The 17,356-nt window shown below is 35.6% G+C and carries 17 protein-coding genes; 3 read left to right on the forward strand and 14 right to left on the reverse strand.

Annotation, left to right across the window (positions count from 1 at the left end; genetic code table 11):
• Positions 1-63: 63 nt before the first annotated feature.
• Positions 64-453 carry a VOC family protein gene (locus tag DRF57_RS08905; RefSeq protein ID WP_115918067.1) on the reverse strand — a complete coding sequence of 130 codons (390 nt, stop codon included), beginning with the start codon at positions 451-453 and terminating at the stop codon, positions 64-66.
• 310 nt (positions 454-763) lie between these two features.
• On the opposite strand from DRF57_RS08905, the gene deoD reads away from it, so the two are divergent.
• Positions 764-1,474 carry a purine-nucleoside phosphorylase gene (deoD, locus tag DRF57_RS08910; RefSeq protein WP_047489445.1) on the forward strand — a complete coding sequence of 237 codons (711 nt, stop codon included), beginning with the start codon at positions 764-766 and terminating at the stop codon, positions 1,472-1,474.
• 57 nt (positions 1,475-1,531) lie between these two features.
• On the opposite strand, the gene DRF57_RS08915 is transcribed toward deoD, so the two are convergent.
• From DRF57_RS08915 to DRF57_RS08930, 4 genes are all read right to left on the reverse strand, one after another.
• Positions 1,532-2,317, reverse strand: a complete 786-nt coding sequence (locus tag DRF57_RS08915) for a TatD family hydrolase (protein ID WP_115918069.1) — start codon at positions 2,315-2,317, stop codon at positions 1,532-1,534.
• Positions 2,314-2,637, reverse strand: a complete 324-nt coding sequence (locus tag DRF57_RS08920; RefSeq protein WP_047489451.1) for a hypothetical protein — start codon at positions 2,635-2,637, stop codon at positions 2,314-2,316. The genes DRF57_RS08915 and DRF57_RS08920 overlap by 4 nt, the downstream gene beginning before the upstream one ends.
• A 95-nt stretch (positions 2,638-2,732) precedes the next feature.
• Entirely contained in the window at positions 2,733-3,383 is a 651-nt protein-coding gene (locus DRF57_RS08925) for a hypothetical protein (RefSeq protein ID WP_115918071.1), read from the reverse strand.
• A 3-nt stretch (positions 3,384-3,386) separates the two neighbouring features.
• Positions 3,387-4,100 (reverse strand): DUF434 domain-containing protein, encoded by a 714-nt coding sequence (locus DRF57_RS08930; protein ID WP_084086774.1) that lies wholly within the window; start codon positions 4,098-4,100, stop codon positions 3,387-3,389.
• 191 nt (positions 4,101-4,291) lie between these two features.
• Between DRF57_RS08930 and DRF57_RS23975 the strand changes: the two genes are divergently transcribed.
• Positions 4,292-5,152, forward strand: coding sequence for a DUF4822 domain-containing protein (locus DRF57_RS23975; protein WP_206607187.1), 861 nt, complete (start codon positions 4,292-4,294; stop codon positions 5,150-5,152).
• An 80-nt stretch (positions 5,153-5,232) separates the two neighbouring features.
• Here the strand turns inward: DRF57_RS23975 and DRF57_RS08940 are convergent, their stop codons facing one another.
• The 9 genes from DRF57_RS08940 to DRF57_RS08980 all read right to left on the reverse strand — a co-directional run bounded on the left by DRF57_RS08940 (position 5,233) and on the right by DRF57_RS08980 (position 16,961).
• On the reverse strand, positions 5,233-6,279 hold the full coding sequence (locus DRF57_RS08940) for an MBL fold metallo-hydrolase (protein ID WP_115918073.1): 1,047 nt from the start codon (positions 6,277-6,279) through the stop codon (positions 5,233-5,235).
• Between the two features lie 11 nt (positions 6,280-6,290).
• A complete protein-coding gene (locus tag DRF57_RS08945; RefSeq protein WP_047489584.1) occupies positions 6,291-7,871 on the reverse strand; it encodes a Na+/H+ antiporter in 1,581 nt (526 codons plus the stop codon).
• Positions 7,872-8,116: 245 nt separating this feature from the next.
• Positions 8,117-8,983 (reverse strand): helix-turn-helix domain-containing protein, encoded by an 867-nt coding sequence (locus DRF57_RS08950; RefSeq protein WP_115918075.1) that lies wholly within the window; start codon positions 8,981-8,983, stop codon positions 8,117-8,119.
• Between the two features lie 115 nt (positions 8,984-9,098).
• Complete coding sequence (locus DRF57_RS08955) at positions 9,099-9,785, reverse strand: hypothetical protein (protein WP_123863301.1); 687 nt, start codon at positions 9,783-9,785, stop codon at positions 9,099-9,101.
• A 110-nt stretch (positions 9,786-9,895) separates the two neighbouring features.
• The gene (locus tag DRF57_RS08960) at positions 9,896-11,653 is read right to left on the reverse strand and encodes an alkaline phosphatase D family protein (protein WP_115918079.1); all 1,758 of its coding nucleotides are present in this window, start codon (positions 11,651-11,653) and stop codon (positions 9,896-9,898) included.
• Between the two features lie 167 nt (positions 11,654-11,820).
• The gene (locus DRF57_RS08965) at positions 11,821-13,512 is read right to left on the reverse strand and encodes a hypothetical protein (protein ID WP_123863302.1); all 1,692 of its coding nucleotides are present in this window, start codon (positions 13,510-13,512) and stop codon (positions 11,821-11,823) included.
• Positions 13,513-13,514: 2 nt separating this feature from the next.
• Positions 13,515-14,123 (reverse strand): hypothetical protein, encoded by a 609-nt coding sequence (locus DRF57_RS08970; protein ID WP_115918083.1) that lies wholly within the window; start codon positions 14,121-14,123, stop codon positions 13,515-13,517.
• A complete protein-coding gene (locus tag DRF57_RS08975; protein ID WP_115918085.1) occupies positions 14,113-14,841 on the reverse strand; it encodes a hypothetical protein in 729 nt (242 codons plus the stop codon). The genes DRF57_RS08970 and DRF57_RS08975 overlap by 11 nt, the downstream gene beginning before the upstream one ends.
• A 347-nt stretch (positions 14,842-15,188) precedes the next feature.
• Positions 15,189-16,961, reverse strand: a complete 1,773-nt coding sequence (locus DRF57_RS08980) for a helix-turn-helix domain-containing protein (protein WP_157969880.1) — start codon at positions 16,959-16,961, stop codon at positions 15,189-15,191.
• A gap of 196 nt (positions 16,962-17,157) precedes the next feature.
• On the opposite strand from DRF57_RS08980, the gene DRF57_RS08985 reads away from it, so the two are divergent.
• A complete protein-coding gene (locus DRF57_RS08985; RefSeq protein WP_084086783.1) occupies positions 17,158-17,355 on the forward strand; it encodes a hypothetical protein in 198 nt (65 codons plus the stop codon).
• Position 17,356 lies beyond the last annotated feature (1 nt).

Below are 17,356 nucleotides of genomic sequence, written 5' to 3' on the forward strand. Positions count from 1 at the left end.
ACTTTTGAATAGGGGATTGATGTTAAATGTTGCTTTCTCTATTTCAGTCCCCATATAACAATATCAGGCTACTATTTCAACAATATTGTTTTCCGGATCAAGAATAACACTTTCATAGTAACCGTCACCTGTAGTTCTGGGTTCTCCGGCGATGGTATAACCATCTTTTCTCAGGACTTCTGTAAGTTCATTTACATTTTCTTTAGTTTTGACAGCAAATGCCAGATGGACAATCCCAAACTGTTGAGAATCATAAGAACCTGTATTTTCTTTAATATCGGGACGGGTCATAATTTCAAGACGGCTGCCACTATCAAAACTCAAAAAATAGGACTCAAAATTCTTAACAGGATTATGGTATTTTTTGTTGGAAACAGCCCCAAAATATTTCTGATAGAATTCTCTGGTTTTTTCAAGATCTTTTACCCAGATGGCAATATGTTCAATTTTCATTTTTCTCTATTTTACTATTGTATAGCAAAGTTAGCAGGCTTCACTTTGCAATATCCGCTCTCTGTTATTCTATTCTTGTTCTGTATTTGCCAAAAATACGGGCTGAAAATCATTTAAAAGTTCAGGTTTGCAATGAATACAGGCTCTCTCAATATGAAGTTTTCAACAGACGGTATACAAAACCGTATTTAAAATACTTATATATGCCATTTTATGCATTATCTTTTCATGAGGTGGCTTCGTTATTCACTCCCTGTAATGTCACAGACAATCTAAAAGTTATTATCTTTGCATCTGTCAAAATAAAATTATGAGTATTCACATCAGTGCAAACAAAGGAGAAATTGCTAAAGTAGTATTGCAGCCGGGGGATCCGCTTCGTGCACAGTATATTGCTGAAAATTATTTAGAAAATGCAAAACTGGTAAGCAAAACCAGAGGTATATTTTATTATACAGGTCTTTATAAGGGTAAAGAAATCACAGTAGGGGCAAGTGGAATGGGCTTTCCAAGTATTGGGATCTATTCTTTTGAACTGTTTACAGAATATGAGGTAGATACTATCATCAGAATTGGAACTTGTGGTGCTTATAATACAGATCTTAAGCTTTTTGATATTTTGAATATTGAAAATGCAGCCAGCGAAAGTACATATGCTAAATATGCATGGGGAATTGAAGATGAGATTCTTCCTCACCAGGGAAATATCTTCAACACCATTAATGAAACTTCTAAAGAATTATCATTACACGCAAAAGCAATCAATATACACAGTAGTGATATTTTCTACAGAAAAGATCCTGAAACTCCTGCTATTGCTACAAAATACAATTGTCCTGCAGTAGAAATGGAAGCTTTCGGATTGTTTGCGAATGCTCAGCATTTAGGAAAAAATGCTGCTACTATCCTTACGGTAACTGACATTATTCCAACGCATGAAAAAATTTCTGCTGACGAAAGAGAGAAAGCCCTGAATCCAATGATGGAGCTGGCTTTGGAATCAGCATTGAAAAGTCTATAAAAGCGAATTCGCTTAAGAAATAAAAAAAGAGCTTTACTGTATCAGTAGAGCTCTTTTTTATAGCCTGAAAAATTTCCTGGCAACTTCTGTGGTTTCATCTGCAACTTCGGAAATACTCATCTTCTTGAGATGGGCAATGGATTGCGCAACATACGGTAAAAATGAGGGTTCGTTCCGCCTGTTCTGAAGTCTCGGCATATTCTTCGGAAGCATGAAAGGAGCATCTGTTTCAATCATCATCCTGTCTAAAGGTGTGTATCTGATGACATCTTCCAGGTGTTTAAATCGTTTTTCATCACTGATCGCTCCGGTAAAGCCTAAGTAAAATCCTTTATCTAGATATATTTTTGCTTCATCCAGTGTTCCGGTAAAGCAATGAACTACTGCTTCCGGTAATTGGGAAAGATATTCGTCTGTAATATCATTAAACCTTTTAAATGCTGATCTTTCATGAAGGAAAAGAGGTTTATTCACGTCTATGGCTAACTCAAGCTGAGCCTTATAGCATTTTTCCTGAACGGGTCTTGGGGAGAAATCACGATCAAAATCCAACCCGCACTCTCCTACTGAGATCACATGTTCCTGTTGTAAAAGTTTTCTAAGTTCGCTGATGCTTTCGTTATTAAAAGATTTAGCATCATGAGGATGGATTCCTGCTGTAGAAAATAAAATGTCCGGATAGTCTTCTGCTATTTCTGCAGATTCTTTACTTCCACGTACGCTTGTTCCTGTGAGAATCATATGTTCTACTCCGTTATCCAAAGCACGGTTGATAATTTCATCATGTTCGTTATAGAACTGTTTATTGGTCAGATTAATGCCAATATCAATGTAGGTATTCATTTCTTTTTTGTTTTATTATTTTTCATATAAAAATATCTTGTTACATATTGGTTTTTCACAGCATCTTTCAATTCTTTTTCTGTATAAAACCTTTTATAATCAGAGCGCTTCAATCCGTTAATTTCTTTTGTTATTTTGACCCATATGGTTTTTCTACGGGCTTTTTTAGTCTTGAGGAAACGTACTTCTTCTTTCAACTGATCTTCGATAGCAGATTTTTCGGTCCTCCGCCATTTTTTATTCCCATATTTCTGTAATTCACAGGAAATCTTACCCTCTTCTCCGGCTCTGAAATCTCCTTTGTTGTAAATATTCCTCATGGTTATTGAATAAAAATGATCATCAATAGGTATAATCGCTATTTAATTTCCGCAAAATTATCCGTTAACAGCGCAACCTTTTTACGCAGTAAAAATTATTCATTGATAAATTTTTCCAGAAAACCTATCAGTTTTGTTCCGCCGTGGCTCCATCGTATTCCGTGGCCTTCTTTTTCCCTGACTTCAAAGACCAAACCGTGTTTATAATGAAAAAATACATTCCACCAGGTTTGGTTTTCGAGAATATAGCAGATCTTCTTCATTACCTTCTCCTGCTTCTGTTGGTTATTGCCTTTGACTTCGCCCCAAAAATGATCATCCATTCTTCCGGTATGTTTTTCCCAGGCTCTCTGGGCAATGGTTATTTCATTGTTGAATGGTTCTTCGCATGTATTAATTAATACATGCTGAAGAGGAGGAATAGCATTCTCATCACGGATACTTGCCGGGGTAAGCCTTTGCCCCAACACAATAAGCCAATCTTCAAAGGAAGTTTCTTCTAATTTTATTGCTTTAACCTCATCAGAATTATTGCTTTCCAATAAGCGAATAATCCTATCAAAAATGTCATGGCGGTTTATTTTTATTTCTTCAGTAAAATAAGGCAAATCCCAATCCAGCCTATTTTCTTTATAGGCCCGGATATTTCCCTCCAGGTTTTTCACATGTTCTTTTTCTAAAATAGCCTGGTGTTTTTCTTTCCAGGAATCAGAAATAAAGGGAATATACTTTTCAAAGCCGTCCATTCTTCACAATGTTTTTATAAGATTGACGGAAAGAGACTCTTCTTGAATCAGATATCCAATAAGATTAAACCATTGTTTACAGTGATCCAAAATCCATGCATCGGAAGAAATAATGATTTCTGAACTTTCTGCCAGAAATTTATCTGGATTAAGCTGGAGCTCACTCTCCCAATTCAGGTTGTTTTCTGAAGCAAATGCAAGGACCATCTGTTTTACTCTTCCACTGTTGGAAACCGGTTGGTCAAAAACCCAGACCAGCTTTTGAACTTTATTTTTTTGAAAGAAAGAAGCTACCAATTCTACAGCTTTCAACGTCTGATTAACTCTTTTATAAGTTCCGTGAATTCCGGAAAGGTCGCGAAAACAACCGTCTGCACCTTCAAAAATATAAGCTTCGGAAAGCAGACTTTCCAACAAAATCAATACATTAAAACCATCAAGATAAATTATTCTGTCTTTTAATTCTGAACTCTTCAGTTGTTTTAAATTTCTCTCATGGATCTGCATATCGGAAGCTGATGCACCGCGTAAAGCCTGTATTTGTCTGGTCTTTAATCTATATCTGTTACCTACAAGTTCTGATCCTGCTTTTTCCGCATAACCTCTTGTCAGCAAATACTGCATATCCTGAACAGCCAGTTTCAGCTTACCGAGTTGCTTTTCTGAACCGAACAAGTTATCATCACCTGTATTTTTTCCACGGTTTCTGTTATTCATACTCAAAAATAGAATTTTTAAAGGTTTTTTACCTATAAACTTTTCCAAAAGAATCTTTTGCAACACCACAATAATATCATTTTGTTTACTTTATCATCCATCTGTTATATTTCCTACAACAAAAGAGATACTTTATACAATGTTTTGGTGTTGATTAGGAATAAGTTTGCAAAGACTTAAAAAATACCCTTATGAATACACTGAAAAAACTATGTTATCTGTGTGCAGCTATGCTTTTAACAGCATCTTTTGTATCATGTTCTGATAATGATGACGAAATTATTATAGAACAGCAGACTCCCTCACAGGTTCTGTCTTCTACTCCATGGGAAACTACAGGAGCTAAAGATAAAAATGGAAATAATATAGCATTAACTGATGCCAGCGTAGCCGGATATGTAGGCTTTGCTTACTTCAAAGCAGATGGAAAATTTGCTATTTACGGGCTGGATGATATCTTAAGATCAAGAGGAACCTGGTCTGTAGATGCGCAAGGTAAAAAAAGAACTATTGCAGCACTTAATCCGGACGGCTCTACTATTTTCACCCGTGATGTTGATATTCTTGTCCTTAATAAGAATGAATTCACCTATAGAATCTATCCTAGTTCAGCGGATCCATCTCTTTATTATGACATCATTCATACAAGAACTTCTCATGCCGAACCGGGCAACGGACAGCTTACTTTAGCTTCTACTCCGTGGGAAACTACCGGTGCTAAAGATAAAGACGGAAATAATGTAGCATTAACCAATGCCAGCGTAGCCGGATATGTAGGATACTCTTATTTCAGAGCCAATGGAACATTCAAAATTGTAGGATTGGATGATGTTTTCAGATCTCAGGGGAAATGGTCTATTTCTGCTGACGGAAAGAAGAGAACCCTTATTGGGATCAACCCTGCTACCGGAGCAGTTACTTTTACAAGAGTGGTAGATATTCTTACCCTGAATGAGACTACTTTCACCTACAGAATTATTCCTGATGCAGCTAATCCGGCAGTATTCTATGACATTATACACACTAAGGTTACCCATAGTGAACCTCAGTAGTGATTATTTTTTTGATAATTAAGGAAGAACCTGCTCAATATGGGCAGGTTTTTATTTTAATTAATGATGTACAGAAAAGATCAGACATAGTCTTCCCACCATTTCTTCCAATCTGTTTTATCCAGGTTGTTTAAATTCACTTTCTCACCCATAACAGGTAGTGTAATAGGCTGCCGGTTTTCTTCTGCATATTTTGAAACCTGCTCAAGTGGTTCGTACCAGGTATGCTGTGCTAATTTAAATTTTGAATTATGAACAGGAATGAAGTTTTTTGCTTTCAGCTCTTTCACTTCTGTAATAATCTGTTCGGGTAAAGAGTGAATATAAGGCCATTTTTCATTGTACTGTCCACATTCCATTACCGCTAAATCGAATGGTCCATATTTTTCTCCAATTTCTGTAAAATGGTTACCATAGCCACTGTCTCCTCCTAAAAACAGGTTCATAGTCGGGGTTTTTAATACAAAGGAAGTCCAGAGTGAGATATTCCTGTTCAGCAGTCTTCCGGAGAAATGCCTTGCCGGAGTGAGAGTAATCCTGAACCCTTCTGCCATATCAATACTTTCCCACCAGTTTTTTTCCACAATTTTCTCCGGTGCCCAACCCCAATATTCAAAATGCTGGCCGGTTCCCAAACCACAGATTACCTTTCCTACTTTATTTTTTAAAGCCTGAACCGTTTTATAATCCAGGTGATCCCAATGATCATGGGAAATAATAAGGAAGTCTATATTCGGCATATGTTCCGGTTTATAATAATCTGCTCCCGGAAATGCTTTTATGGATCCGGGCATGGGAGAAGCATTTCCACTGAAAACAGGATCTATCAAAAACTTTTTGCCATCAATCTGTATGAAATAAGAACTGTGTCCAAACCACACGAGAATATTTTCGTCAAGTTGAAGATTTTTAAGATCTGTTACTACAAACGGAAGCGCAGTTCCGGGTGATGTATTTTCTATTTTACACAGGCTTCCCAGAAGGGCTTTGGTCATACTTTCCCCTTCTAACAAAGCCGGTGTTACCAGTATATTTTGAAACTTCCCATGGGTATAATTGGAAAGTGTACTGAAATATTCTTTTCGTTTTTCATCAGGGAATTGCCCCAGTTGTTTTACTAAATTCATTGTATTTTTTTTTACATCCTAAGTCTCTCCTCTTCCATATCCAATCTTGTCAGATAATGTCTTATATATTCTTCGTCAATATTCGGGTTACGTCTGTTTTCTTCCCGAAGCCAAATTCGCTGTTGCTCCAAAGTCTCAAAATAGATTTCTTTAGCTTCCCCGGAAAGCTTATGAACAGAATCTTCTTTGTCTTCCTGTTCCCAACGGTCCATCAGTTTGTTGAAGTATTCATTTTCATTTCTCCTCTCTTTATAGTTTTCATCCAGATACCTGAAAGCAACCCTGCGCATTTCTTTTTTCAAAAAACGTTCTGATTCGTCTTCAGACATATATCCTCCATTGGAGTCGGATAAATTCAGTTTCTTTATCAATGCCGGCAAGGTCAATCCCTGAAGGATCAAAGTAACTAAAATGACCACAAATGTAATAAACAGGATAAGGTCACGATGAGGAAAAGGTTGCCCGTTCTCCATGACAACGGGAATAGATAATGCCGCCGCCAGTGAAACCACCCCCCGCATACCAGTCCAGCCCATTAGAAATGGGGCTTTCATACCGGGGTCCCGGTCTGCTACATTGATGAAATTCCGCATAATCAATGTTGTAAATACAGCACCAAAAGAAGCCAGAAAACGGACAATAATCAGTACTGCTGTAACCAACAATCCATAGCTTACTGCTTCGGACAGGCTTATTCCTTCTTTGTTCAGTCCTACCATAATTTCGGGAAGATCCAGCCCTATCAGCAGAAAAACAATTCCGTTGATCAGGAATACAAAGCTTTCCCATACGTTGGAGCCTCTCAGTCTGGATTCTGAAGTTCTGAAAATTTCATGCCTTCTTACGGAAAGAAAGAGTCCGCCACTTACGACTGCCAGCACACCGGAAGAATGAACTTCTTCAGCAGCAATATACATGACATAAGGTGCTACTAAACTGAGTATGGCATCCATATTAACATCGGTGGGGAATATTTTTTCAATTTTAAGAAAGATAAAAGCCAGTACAACACCTATTCCAAGGCCTCCAAACACCATCCATCCAAAACTTAGTACGGCATCCTGCCAGATAAACTGTCCTGTCGCTACGGCTACCATGGCAAATCTAAAAATAATCAGAGAGGAAGCGTCGTTGAATAAACTTTCGCCTTCTAAAACAGTGGATACATTTTTAGGAACCTTTACAAATTTTAAAATAGCTCCTGCACTTACGGCATCAGGTGGTGACACTATTCCTCCCAACACAAAACCCAGGGCTAATGAAAATCCCGGAATATAGGAATTGGCTACAAAAGCCACAGATATTGCAGTAAGGAAAACAACAATAAAGGCAAAACTGGTAATGATGCGCCGCAGTTTCCATATTTCCTTCCACGAAACCGCAAACGCAGCTTCATATAAAAGCGGAGGTAGAAAAATTATAAATATAAGCTCCGGATCAATCTTTATAGCAGGCAATCCGGGAATGAAACTGATCAGCAATCCTGCAATCACCAATATAATAGGATAGGCAACTTTTAAACGATTGGCCAGCATTATCGAACCGATAATCACCAGAACCAATCCTAAGTAATAAATAAAATCTTCCACCATTGTTTTTGAATTATTTGTAAACCAAATTATATCATTTCTGAAAAAGAAAATGTCTCCAATTTGATTTTTAAAATAAATATAAGCATTCAATGTGGAAATTTCATACTGCTATATAAAGAAATGTACAGCAGTATTTTTTTTAAACCAGTTTTTCCTTAAAGAACGGAATCAGTTGTCCTACAGCTTCATTTGCATAATTTCCTCTGTCGTATAAGGACATATTCCCCTTAACATTAATATAATTTTTATTGGTTTCTGAATACTTTGGGTGACAATCCTGTTTTTTTACGGAAGAATCTGGCAAAATAATTGGGATAGTCGAAGCCAAGGCTATAAGATATTTCACTTACAGAAAGTGTCGTATTTTTTAATTTGTCTTTAGCCAGTTTTACTACATGGTCATGGATGTGATCTAATGGAGATTTACCGGTAAAATGTTTAATGAGATCGCCGAAATAATTGGGTGAAAGATTACTTTTTTGGGCAAAAAAAGCGACAGAAGGCAGTCCTGCTATATTTTCGTTTTCTCGGAAATAGTTTTCCAGGTTTTTATAAAACTCGTCTATGACTTTGTGATAGATAGTGCTTCTGGTATCAAACTGCCTGTCGTAAAAATCTTTAACATAGGTCAGTATTAAATTAACATAGGAGATGATTACTGTTCTTGAATAATGTTCTTTTTGAAATTCATTGTTTGCTTTTCTGAAAAGATCCCATAAAATTGTTTCCTCATCTTTGGTGAGAAAAAGAGCTTCGTGATTATTATAATGAACAAAGCTGTAGTCCTTGGCATATCTTTCAAGGTATTTAGCATTTATCATAATGCAAAGCCCTGAAAACGGAGGGGCAATTTCCCACTCCAATGTATTCTGAGGGCAGTCTACATACATATAAGAAGAGTCTGACTGATCTTCCAGCAATGGATAGGAAACAAACTTAACCTCCATAGGCGGTTTGATTGCTAAGAGATAAAAATCTATTGTAACAGGATCAGACTTTTGCCTGATATCTTTTTTATCCTGAAAATCTACAATATGAAGCTCATCACTTTTTAACCCGTCAACATTCAGATAACGGCTAAACTCCGGTATGCTAAGTATTTTTGTTTTCATTTTTACAGGGCTTCAATAATGGGGTAAAATTAGATTTTTTAGGCTATCCCATCAGGATACAAATTCAGGAAAAACGGATACATTTTACTGTTTCTCTATGTAGAATAGTTATTTTTTAAGTTGCTAATTTATAGAGTACCAAACCAGATACCAGACATACAAGCATCAATACACCTCCCACTTTGAGCATGGAAGTCCAATACTCCTTTCTATCGCATGTAAAATCTACAGGATTGATACTGTATACAGAATAAATCCAGGGATTTATACGCAAGTCCGGTCTGAAGTGTGCAATTCCCTGTAAATACCTTCTCCGCAAAGCTTTCAGATTTTTTATATAGTAAGTATAGCCGGCATCCATTCCTTCAAAATCAACATCTACTACATATCCTCTGTCATTCACCTGCAACATATATTGTTTGTTTCTGGGGCTGAGACCTACATCATATTCATCTGAAAAACAGTATTTTTCTAAATTAGCATACAAAACCTCATCTACACTGCCGTCAAACCTTTCATAATGAACTCCTTTGTCATCAACCACAATTTTCTTCACCTCTCTCTTTCTTATTTTTTTCTGATAGCGAAAAAAACGGTAAAGCAGAAACGCTACAACAGGATAATACAGTATTCCCACTGCTACCAACACCATTACCTGATTACAGAGTATAGCAGGCAATGCCAGAATTGCCAGAAACACGATCAGTAATATAAGTACCCCAAAAATTCTGGTCAGCCAGGTCATGAACCACGAAGGTTTAGAAATAAGGGGTGAAAATTCTTTCATTATATCCTCTTGCATCTGTTCAAGATACAAAAAAAATATTAATATAAAAGAGCCACAGTAGCGTGCTGCAGCTCTTAATACAAAATTGAAAATAAGATTTGTTCTACTAAAAACTATGATTAAAATTATACGATTGTATATGTTTTTTCTGTAACGGTATTATAAGTATCGGAAATTATATTGTCTACAAACCTCCATTCTGCCAGAGAACTTCCGGAAGTAAATTTCACATGCAGATATCCTCTTTTATAAAGGTTGGCATAATCCAGATCGTCGATCAACATTGAAAATGCCTGAGCCAATTCTATAGCTTTCGTAGGGTCGGATGAAATTCCCAGATATCCTTCAAGTCCCGGAGAAGATACGGAACTGCAGGCAAGCTCTGTCCCAATGTGATTTCCCTGGGCATCTTTCAGTGTTCCCATCCACGCATTATGAGTATCCCCTGCCAGTACCACTACTTTTTTCCCGGCAAGAAGAGAATATAAGTGTTCCCTTTCCATAAAATAACCATCCCAGGCATCTAAGTTATAAGGTAATGTTGTCGTAATTCTTGCAATTTCCTGTGGGGTAAGGGTTGGATCCTGTTGTTTGTATCTTGTTTTCAGAACAATCAATTGGGTAATGGTCGTCTGAAGTGCCAGCATGGTAGCCGGCTGTGCACTTCCGTGCTGTTTTATTTCTGCAAGAATCTGATTAAGCAACATCAGGAGTTCAGCTGGGACCATCATTTTTGTCATGAGGATCTGCTGTCCCAAGACCTGCCATTTTGCAGTGCTCCCATTGATCTGAGAGCTCAGCCATGACATCTGCTCGCTTCCGATCAGTTTTCTGTTGGTGCTCAAAAAATCTGCTGTAAACTGTGCCTGATTAAAGTTTCCGGCGTTATCCAGATAATCTGAATATTCCATTTGTTTATCTCTTGCAATCACCCTTGTATCCATCATGTGAAGGGAAACAATATTACCGAACTGAAAACTTCTGTAGATCTTCAGATCTTTTCCTGTTTTCAAAGGGATATATTCACTATAAGCCTGGAAGGCAGCCATCTTTCTGGCCTGGAAATCTCCTTCATTAGGCTGATGATTTTCCGCTCCGGATTTGTAGGTATCATTCGCAAATTCATGATCATCCCATACGCAGATAAAAGGTTTTTTCTGGTGAAGAAGCTGAAGGTTTTTATCTCCTCTGTACTGTCTGTATCTTTCCCTGTAATCATTAAGACTAAGGATTTCCTTAGCCGGTTTATGGGCTCTGCCAAGTTGGTTGGTATAAGGGTTTGTTCCATATTGTCCCGGAGCGTATTCATAGATATAATCTCCAAGGTGTACCACTACATCGGCTTCAGATTGGGCAATAGCACCATATACATTAAAAAGCCCTGCAGGAAAGTTAGAACAGGAAACCACAGCCATTTTCACTTCGTTTACGGTATCTGTTTTTGAGGGTAATGTAAGGGTCTCTCCAACAACAGAGGCTTCTTTGGTGGTAATATTATAAAATCTATAGTAGAATTTAGTATTTGATGGAATATTCTGTACATCAACAGCTATGGTAAAATCATTAACAGATGTAGCTGCTGCCTTGCCTCTTCTCAATACTTCTGAGAAATTGCTGTTTTTACTTATCTCCCAGGTAATTTCAGCATCAATACCTGTAGAGTATCTCGTCCAGATAATAATTCCCTCTGCTGTAGGATCGAAACTCGCTACTCCGGATTCAAAACCTGCATTTTTAAGGTCAGAGGGAGCATTTTCATTGACATCGTTAAAATCATTATCTGTACAGCTTTCAATTAAAGGAGCAATAAAAATCCCTCCTGCTGCCAGTAGTGAATTTTTAAGAAATCTCCTTCTATTAATCGGGTTGTTGTTTTCCATCATTATTTTTTCTGCAAAACAACGTTATCTGATCAAGAAGGCTGTTAACTCAATTTTAATTATTCTTTATGGTTTTTTAAACATTTGTTTAATTCGAATTTTACCTGTTTCCGGAAACGATATTATCTCGAACATTATTTTTCCACACCTATAATTGAAAATAGGATTATTTAAGATTTTGTCAGTTTTAATTGGATCTGAAATTCATTAACCATTTTATCAAATACAATTTCCAATGAGCCTATCTGAAGATTCGAGGTATTTTTTATGATAATCAATGGATTTTTACGATCATCAACAGTAGAAGTATATTTTAGATCTTCATTATGGTCAATCTCCTTAATTATGTTCTGCAGGTACTTCTTCACTACACTTATATCAGCATCCGAATAGAGCGTAATTTTAAAAATAGATTTTGCAGGATACACCAGCATTTCGAAGGGCCTTCCCCTCAAAAACACACCATAAGAAATATAATCCTGATCTGCATACTGAAAGCCTATACCATTGATAAAGTCTTCCGGCTCTCCATTCTCAATTCTGTCATGAATCACTGCAAGATTGGCTATCAGGTCTTCAACAGACTGGTCACATTTATAGCAGTCTGTTACTTCATTTTCCTTCCTGTTGGCATAATATTCTTTTGAATTTTTAGTATTCAATAGTGCAGTATAATACAAAGAACCTATCTGTCCGGGAAAGACAATCTGGCTTTGAAATTCTCCTTTTACCTCCTGAAGCATCTCAAGAATACTTATATCCAATGATTCTGATATAAGCTTTGTTTCTCCAGGCTTTAATCTTACCATCGAGTTTACCGCACTGGAAATGATAAAACCGTTATACTCTTTAGGCTTAGATTTTAACAAGATGGAATAATTAATTAAAATGGAATCTTTTGTATTGGAATTGGTAATACTCGTTTTGTAATTAATTTTCTGATTCGTAACATCTTCAGAGGACTCAAGAACTTTAAAATGGATATATTTATTAAGCTCTTTGGAAAGGTTTAAGATTTTACGGGCAGTCCAAAGGCTCCAACTATCGTAAAAATAATTCCACTTTTCTGATTCTACATATTTATAGTAGATATCATTTTCTGATTTGGAAATAACTTGATTATAGTACTCGTTTTCCATATTAGAAAGAGGTCCATGAGCTTTTAAGTAAGCAATTAACCGATGGATATAAGCCACTTTCATTCCCATTTCAATGGCAATTGTCCTTTGGTAGGAATTGGCACCTCTTGCCAGATAATTTCCATTTTCCCCTAATGAAAAAAAAAGTTTCAATGCATTTATTTCGTTCTTTTGTAATTGCTGATCAAAATTCAGGTCTTCCAAATTGAATTCAGATATATTATCCAATCCCTTTACTGAAATTTTTTTTATAAAATTGAATACAGGCTCAATATCCTTATAATCCTTGGTGTCCATAGCATTGTAACCCGCCACTAGATCGGCCTGGGTCTCATCTACTAAGAGCTGTTCCTTAGAAACAAGCGAAGAGTATCGTTTAAAGATTTCTTTTCCCCATTTAAAATACTGTTTTGCATGCATTTTTTCATGAGCAATAATCAGACGTATTAGAAATCTTTTGTCAACATGATCGAAATTTTTAATTTTTTCCAGAATTTCATTTTTGTTGATAATAACTCCATAATCGTAATCATATTGAATGCCACTGATATCACTTATCCAGATATCTGTTTTGTACAGCGTTTCGTTCAGTTTAGCATTTTCCTGAAATACCAATATTTCAAAATCATCTTTTACGTTGGGTTTTCTAATTTTACCGGGGTCTATCTGTCCGAACACAAAATGCTCACAGAATAGTAAAAAAAGAATACAGAAAAGCTTCATGGCTATTCATTTTTCATGTTTTTACATTTAAGGGCTTGCAATCCGCATATTAAGGTAATACTTGCAAGGGAAATCAAAATGCAATATCCAATATTTAAAACCTGCATATTCTTTTTAATTTCCTTTTCAGGCCATATTTTATATAACTGAGTGACATCAGTAATATTTTCACAACTCTTAATAATCTCAAGATCCGGGATATCAGGATTCTTTTTTCTTATCGATTCGGCACAACTCCTTATCGCAACAGCAAACTGATCCCCTTTTACAAATCTGGAGGCCTCTACCCCATCTGAAGAAAAGATGACTGTCTTTTTTTCTATCAGGTGATTATAATAAAAGAAACTCCCGATAAAAAGAATACCGAATACAATAAACATTATAAACCAGTTTCGGGCAAATATCCCTTTTGAATAGGTATACCCCAGAAATAAAAAAATGATTGAAATAAAGATCAGAATGAAGTTGTAGATATTTCCACCGGCAAACAACTCAGTTTCTCCCTGATAATTAAATATACCAGGTTTTAAAACAAAAAGTCCAATGATCTGGAGTAATACTGCCGCAAACTGGACAATATTTTCTAATGTGGTTTTAAATTCAGTTGTCATAAATCAGGTATTTTTTGTCCAGTACAATAGGAAGTATACAAATATCATTGGCCGATCTCCCGGCCGTCAGAATAAATTCTTTGCGATATTTCTTTTCTTCAAAAAATATTTCAATGATATTCTTTCCATACGAACCACTTAATGACAATTCTCTAATATCATCACAGGGAAAAGAATTAAACTCTGTTTCACTAAGCTTTCTATTTTGGAATCCTACTTTCGTATATTTCAAAACAGCACATTTCAACGTATCTATTTTATTATTTTCTGATTTTAAAACAATAAATTTAACTTTACGGGAAATCGCACATTTAGGACATGGTTCCAACCCTTTTATGCTCTTTAACGAATCTAAATTGGCATTGTAGATCTCAAAATCATTTACCGTGCCTTTAATATATCCGGAAACATATGCCTTGTTAATATAATTAGCTTTCAGCATTGATAATTCTCTTGTTTCCTCAGTCATGATCCGCTTTCTTTCTACCGTATCTTTAATCTGAGAAATGAATTCGTATTCGTTTTGCTTTAAAGCAATTACATTCTTTAGATCATAATTCGAAATGGTATTGTCTTTTAGGATATCTGATTTCTTTCCAATAAGAAAGCCTATATGATCATAATACATTTTCTTTAGCTGCTTATTGGATATAGTGTCGGTTTGGGCAAGGCTGGGAAGAGAAACTCCCAACATGATCATTATTATAAGAGTTTTCATCGGTTTTATTTTAGTTTTTAGTTTTTTTCAAAAGTGATTCTGTAATCACAACATGATACTCTAATTTACACTTTTTTGTATATATAAAACAATAACCCTCTGATTTTTAATGAAATAATTTCATAGAAAGAAACAGAAAACTGCCCTGTTGGTTGGATGCTTACGTAAAAAGCAAATAACAAAGCACTCACATTATTCTGCAAGTGCTTATTTCATTGGGTTAGTTCTTCAATATATATTCCCCGGAAAAGTGTACTCTGTAAACTCTAGACCGTGGTCTACTGTATTTATAGGAAATATTGCATAGCCGTACAATTGAACAAGTACATGCCAGTTACATCCATACCTTATAGTACTTCCGGATTATCGTTCGCTGCGCTTACTGTCTTTTCAATTTCCTTCAAGTAGATGGAAAGAGGAGTTCCCGTTCTTTTTTTGAAAGCCAGTGTGAAAGCCTGCTCATTATTGTATCCTAATTCTTCTGCAATAAAAGGTATTTTATAAGACCGGAATCTTCTATCCCTCGCCAATCTGCTGATCGCATAGTCAATACGAAGATCATTGAGATAAGCTGCAAAGTTTTTCCCTTTATGGGTATTGATTACTTCTGACAAGTATTTAGAATTTGTTTTTACTTTTTTCGCCAGAGTTCCCAATGTAATTCCCCTGTTTAAAAACTGTTCTTTATTTTCAAAAGCATCAAGCTCCTTCAGAATACTTTGCGTTATATCTTCCGAAATCGTTTTCGTTGCTTTATCTTCTGTGTTTTCTATATTTTGAGGTAAGACAATATCCGGTACTACTTCTTCTTTTTGTATTTCAACCTCTGGTTGCTTCTTATTTTCATTAACAGACTGAATTAAGTCCTGAGCAATTTTTCGGTATTTTTTTTCAGCGTTTTTATATTTAAAATAAAAATTTATAAACAATAAAAGAACTATTAGTAAGGCTCCCAGCACTATATAAAGGAATATCTTTCGTTGTTTGAGCTCTTTGGTAATGCTCTCTTTTTCCTGTAACAGATTAGGAGTGTCATACCTTCTCGGTAACTCTCTCGATATATACCTGAAACGGGTATCCAATACTTTATCGACATCTAAAAATCTTTCAACATAATAAAGCTGTTTTTCTTTATCTTTTTTCTCTTTATAGTAATCAATAAGGTAAGTATATACTTCTCTGAGCTCAGGAAAAACATAATTTGTTTTGAGCACCATAGAATCTATTTTAGCAAAATTCTCTATGGCTTTATCACTTTCCTGTAATCCCGCATAAGCCTTTCCTAAATTTAAAAGAGTATAATTTTGATTTCTTTTGCTTGGATAACTTGCCGTGAAAAAGAAGTTTTTACACTTCTGTAAATTTTCAATAGCTACATTATATTTTTTTAATTTTAAATTATAATAGCCCAATAATCCCAAATTCTGATGGTAAGCATATACGTTTTTGCTTTTCTTAGCAGCCAGTAATCCATCCTGGATCAATATATATGCAGAATCCATTTTATTGATTTCTATATAAGCATCTGCTAAATTTAGTTTAAGAATAGTATGCTCACTCTCATTCATATAATCAGCATTATACAAATAATATCTAAGAGTTTTAGCTGTTTCGGCATGCTTTCCAATATAATTCTTCAAATAGGCAATACTGATCTCAGCCATCGCAATCTGTCTTTTATATCCCTTCTCTTTCGCATACTTCAGACCCAGTACATAATTATTCAATGCCGCCTGAAGATTGTCAGATTTAAAATATAAATTCCCTCTTAATAAATAGGTCCGGGCGGGATAATAAATTTCTTTGGAATTTTTGGTAATAGTCTGTAAACTGTCCAGATACTTTAATGCATTGGGTAAAGATTCATCAACGTGGAGCATGACATACGCCTCCGCAATCTGAACTTCATCTTTTTCTTCTTTCGCTTTTTGGAGATAGTATTTTGCGATATCTCTTTTACTTTTTACATCTTCAGGTTTAGTTTCATAGAATTTTTTCTCCAATTCCTGATAGGTATACTCTTTTAAAACACTCTTCTGAATATTTTCTACATTACCTGTCTGTGCATACAATAGATTACACACCACACTTAACAATAAAAGCAGCTTTATTTTCAACATCTGCATCTCATTTTTTACAAAAATATTATTTAAAAACGAGAGTCTTATAAAAATTTAAAAAATTCATCATAAAACACTACATATCAGTTAATTAAAATAAGTGCAAAAATTATAAATTCATGAATTTATGCATACTTTTTCCCAAGATAGAGAAAAAATAGCTTTATTTGTAAACAGCTACTTAAAACATTTTAAAATGAAAAATAAGAACGAAACAAAAAAGAAACTATCTTTAAAAAAATTACAGATGGCAAAAATTGACAATCTCAACAAGGTACACGGCGGCGGTGGCGGCGGCAAGCACATGCAATACATTGATGGTTGTGTAAATGGCGATGATGGAAGCATCATTGATGATAGCCTGGGGATACCACCACCTGTTCTTACTAAATAAT

This window comes from Chryseobacterium rhizosphaerae, assembly GCF_003385455.1.
In the GTDB taxonomy this organism is placed as follows: domain Bacteria; phylum Bacteroidota; class Bacteroidia; order Flavobacteriales; family Weeksellaceae; genus Chryseobacterium; species Chryseobacterium rhizosphaerae.

Bases quoted from the DNA above. Each gene is read 5' to 3' on its own strand.
- DRF57_RS08905 (WP_115918067.1), bottom strand. From the start codon at position 453: ATGAAAATTGAACATATTGCCATCTGGGTAAAAGATCTTGAAAAAACC.
- deoD (WP_047489445.1), top strand. From the start codon at position 764: ATGAGTATTCACATCAGTGCAAACAAAGGAGAAATTGCTAAAGTAGTA.
- DRF57_RS08915 (WP_115918069.1), bottom strand. From the start codon at position 2,317: ATGAATACCTACATTGATATTGGCATTAATCTGACCAATAAACAGTTC.
- DRF57_RS08920 (WP_047489451.1), bottom strand. From the start codon at position 2,637: ATGAGGAATATTTACAACAAAGGAGATTTCAGAGCCGGAGAAGAGGGT.
- DRF57_RS08925 (WP_115918071.1), bottom strand. From the start codon at position 3,383: ATGGACGGCTTTGAAAAGTATATTCCCTTTATTTCTGATTCCTGGAAA.
- DRF57_RS08930 (WP_084086774.1), bottom strand. From the start codon at position 4,100: ATGAATAACAGAAACCGTGGAAAAAATACAGGTGATGATAACTTGTTC.
- DRF57_RS23975 (WP_206607187.1), top strand. From the start codon at position 4,292: ATGAATACACTGAAAAAACTATGTTATCTGTGTGCAGCTATGCTTTTA.
- DRF57_RS08940 (WP_115918073.1), bottom strand. From the start codon at position 6,279: ATGAATTTAGTAAAACAACTGGGGCAATTCCCTGATGAAAAACGAAAA.
- DRF57_RS08945 (WP_047489584.1), bottom strand. From the start codon at position 7,871: ATGGTGGAAGATTTTATTTATTACTTAGGATTGGTTCTGGTGATTATC.
- DRF57_RS08950 (WP_115918075.1), bottom strand. From the start codon at position 8,983: ATGAAAACAAAAATACTTAGCATACCGGAGTTTAGCCGTTATCTGAAT.
- DRF57_RS08955 (WP_123863301.1), bottom strand. From the start codon at position 9,785: ATGCAAGAGGATATAATGAAAGAATTTTCACCCCTTATTTCTAAACCT.
- DRF57_RS08960 (WP_115918079.1), bottom strand. From the start codon at position 11,653: ATGATGGAAAACAACAACCCGATTAATAGAAGGAGATTTCTTAAAAAT.
- DRF57_RS08965 (WP_123863302.1), bottom strand. From the start codon at position 13,512: ATGAAGCTTTTCTGTATTCTTTTTTTACTATTCTGTGAGCATTTTGTG.
- DRF57_RS08970 (WP_115918083.1), bottom strand. From the start codon at position 14,123: ATGACAACTGAATTTAAAACCACATTAGAAAATATTGTCCAGTTTGCG.
- DRF57_RS08975 (WP_115918085.1), bottom strand. From the start codon at position 14,841: ATGAAAACTCTTATAATAATGATCATGTTGGGAGTTTCTCTTCCCAGC.
- DRF57_RS08980 (WP_157969880.1), bottom strand. From the start codon at position 16,961: ATGTTGAAAATAAAGCTGCTTTTATTGTTAAGTGTGGTGTGTAATCTA.
- DRF57_RS08985 (WP_084086783.1), top strand. From the start codon at position 17,158: ATGAAAAATAAGAACGAAACAAAAAAGAAACTATCTTTAAAAAAATTA.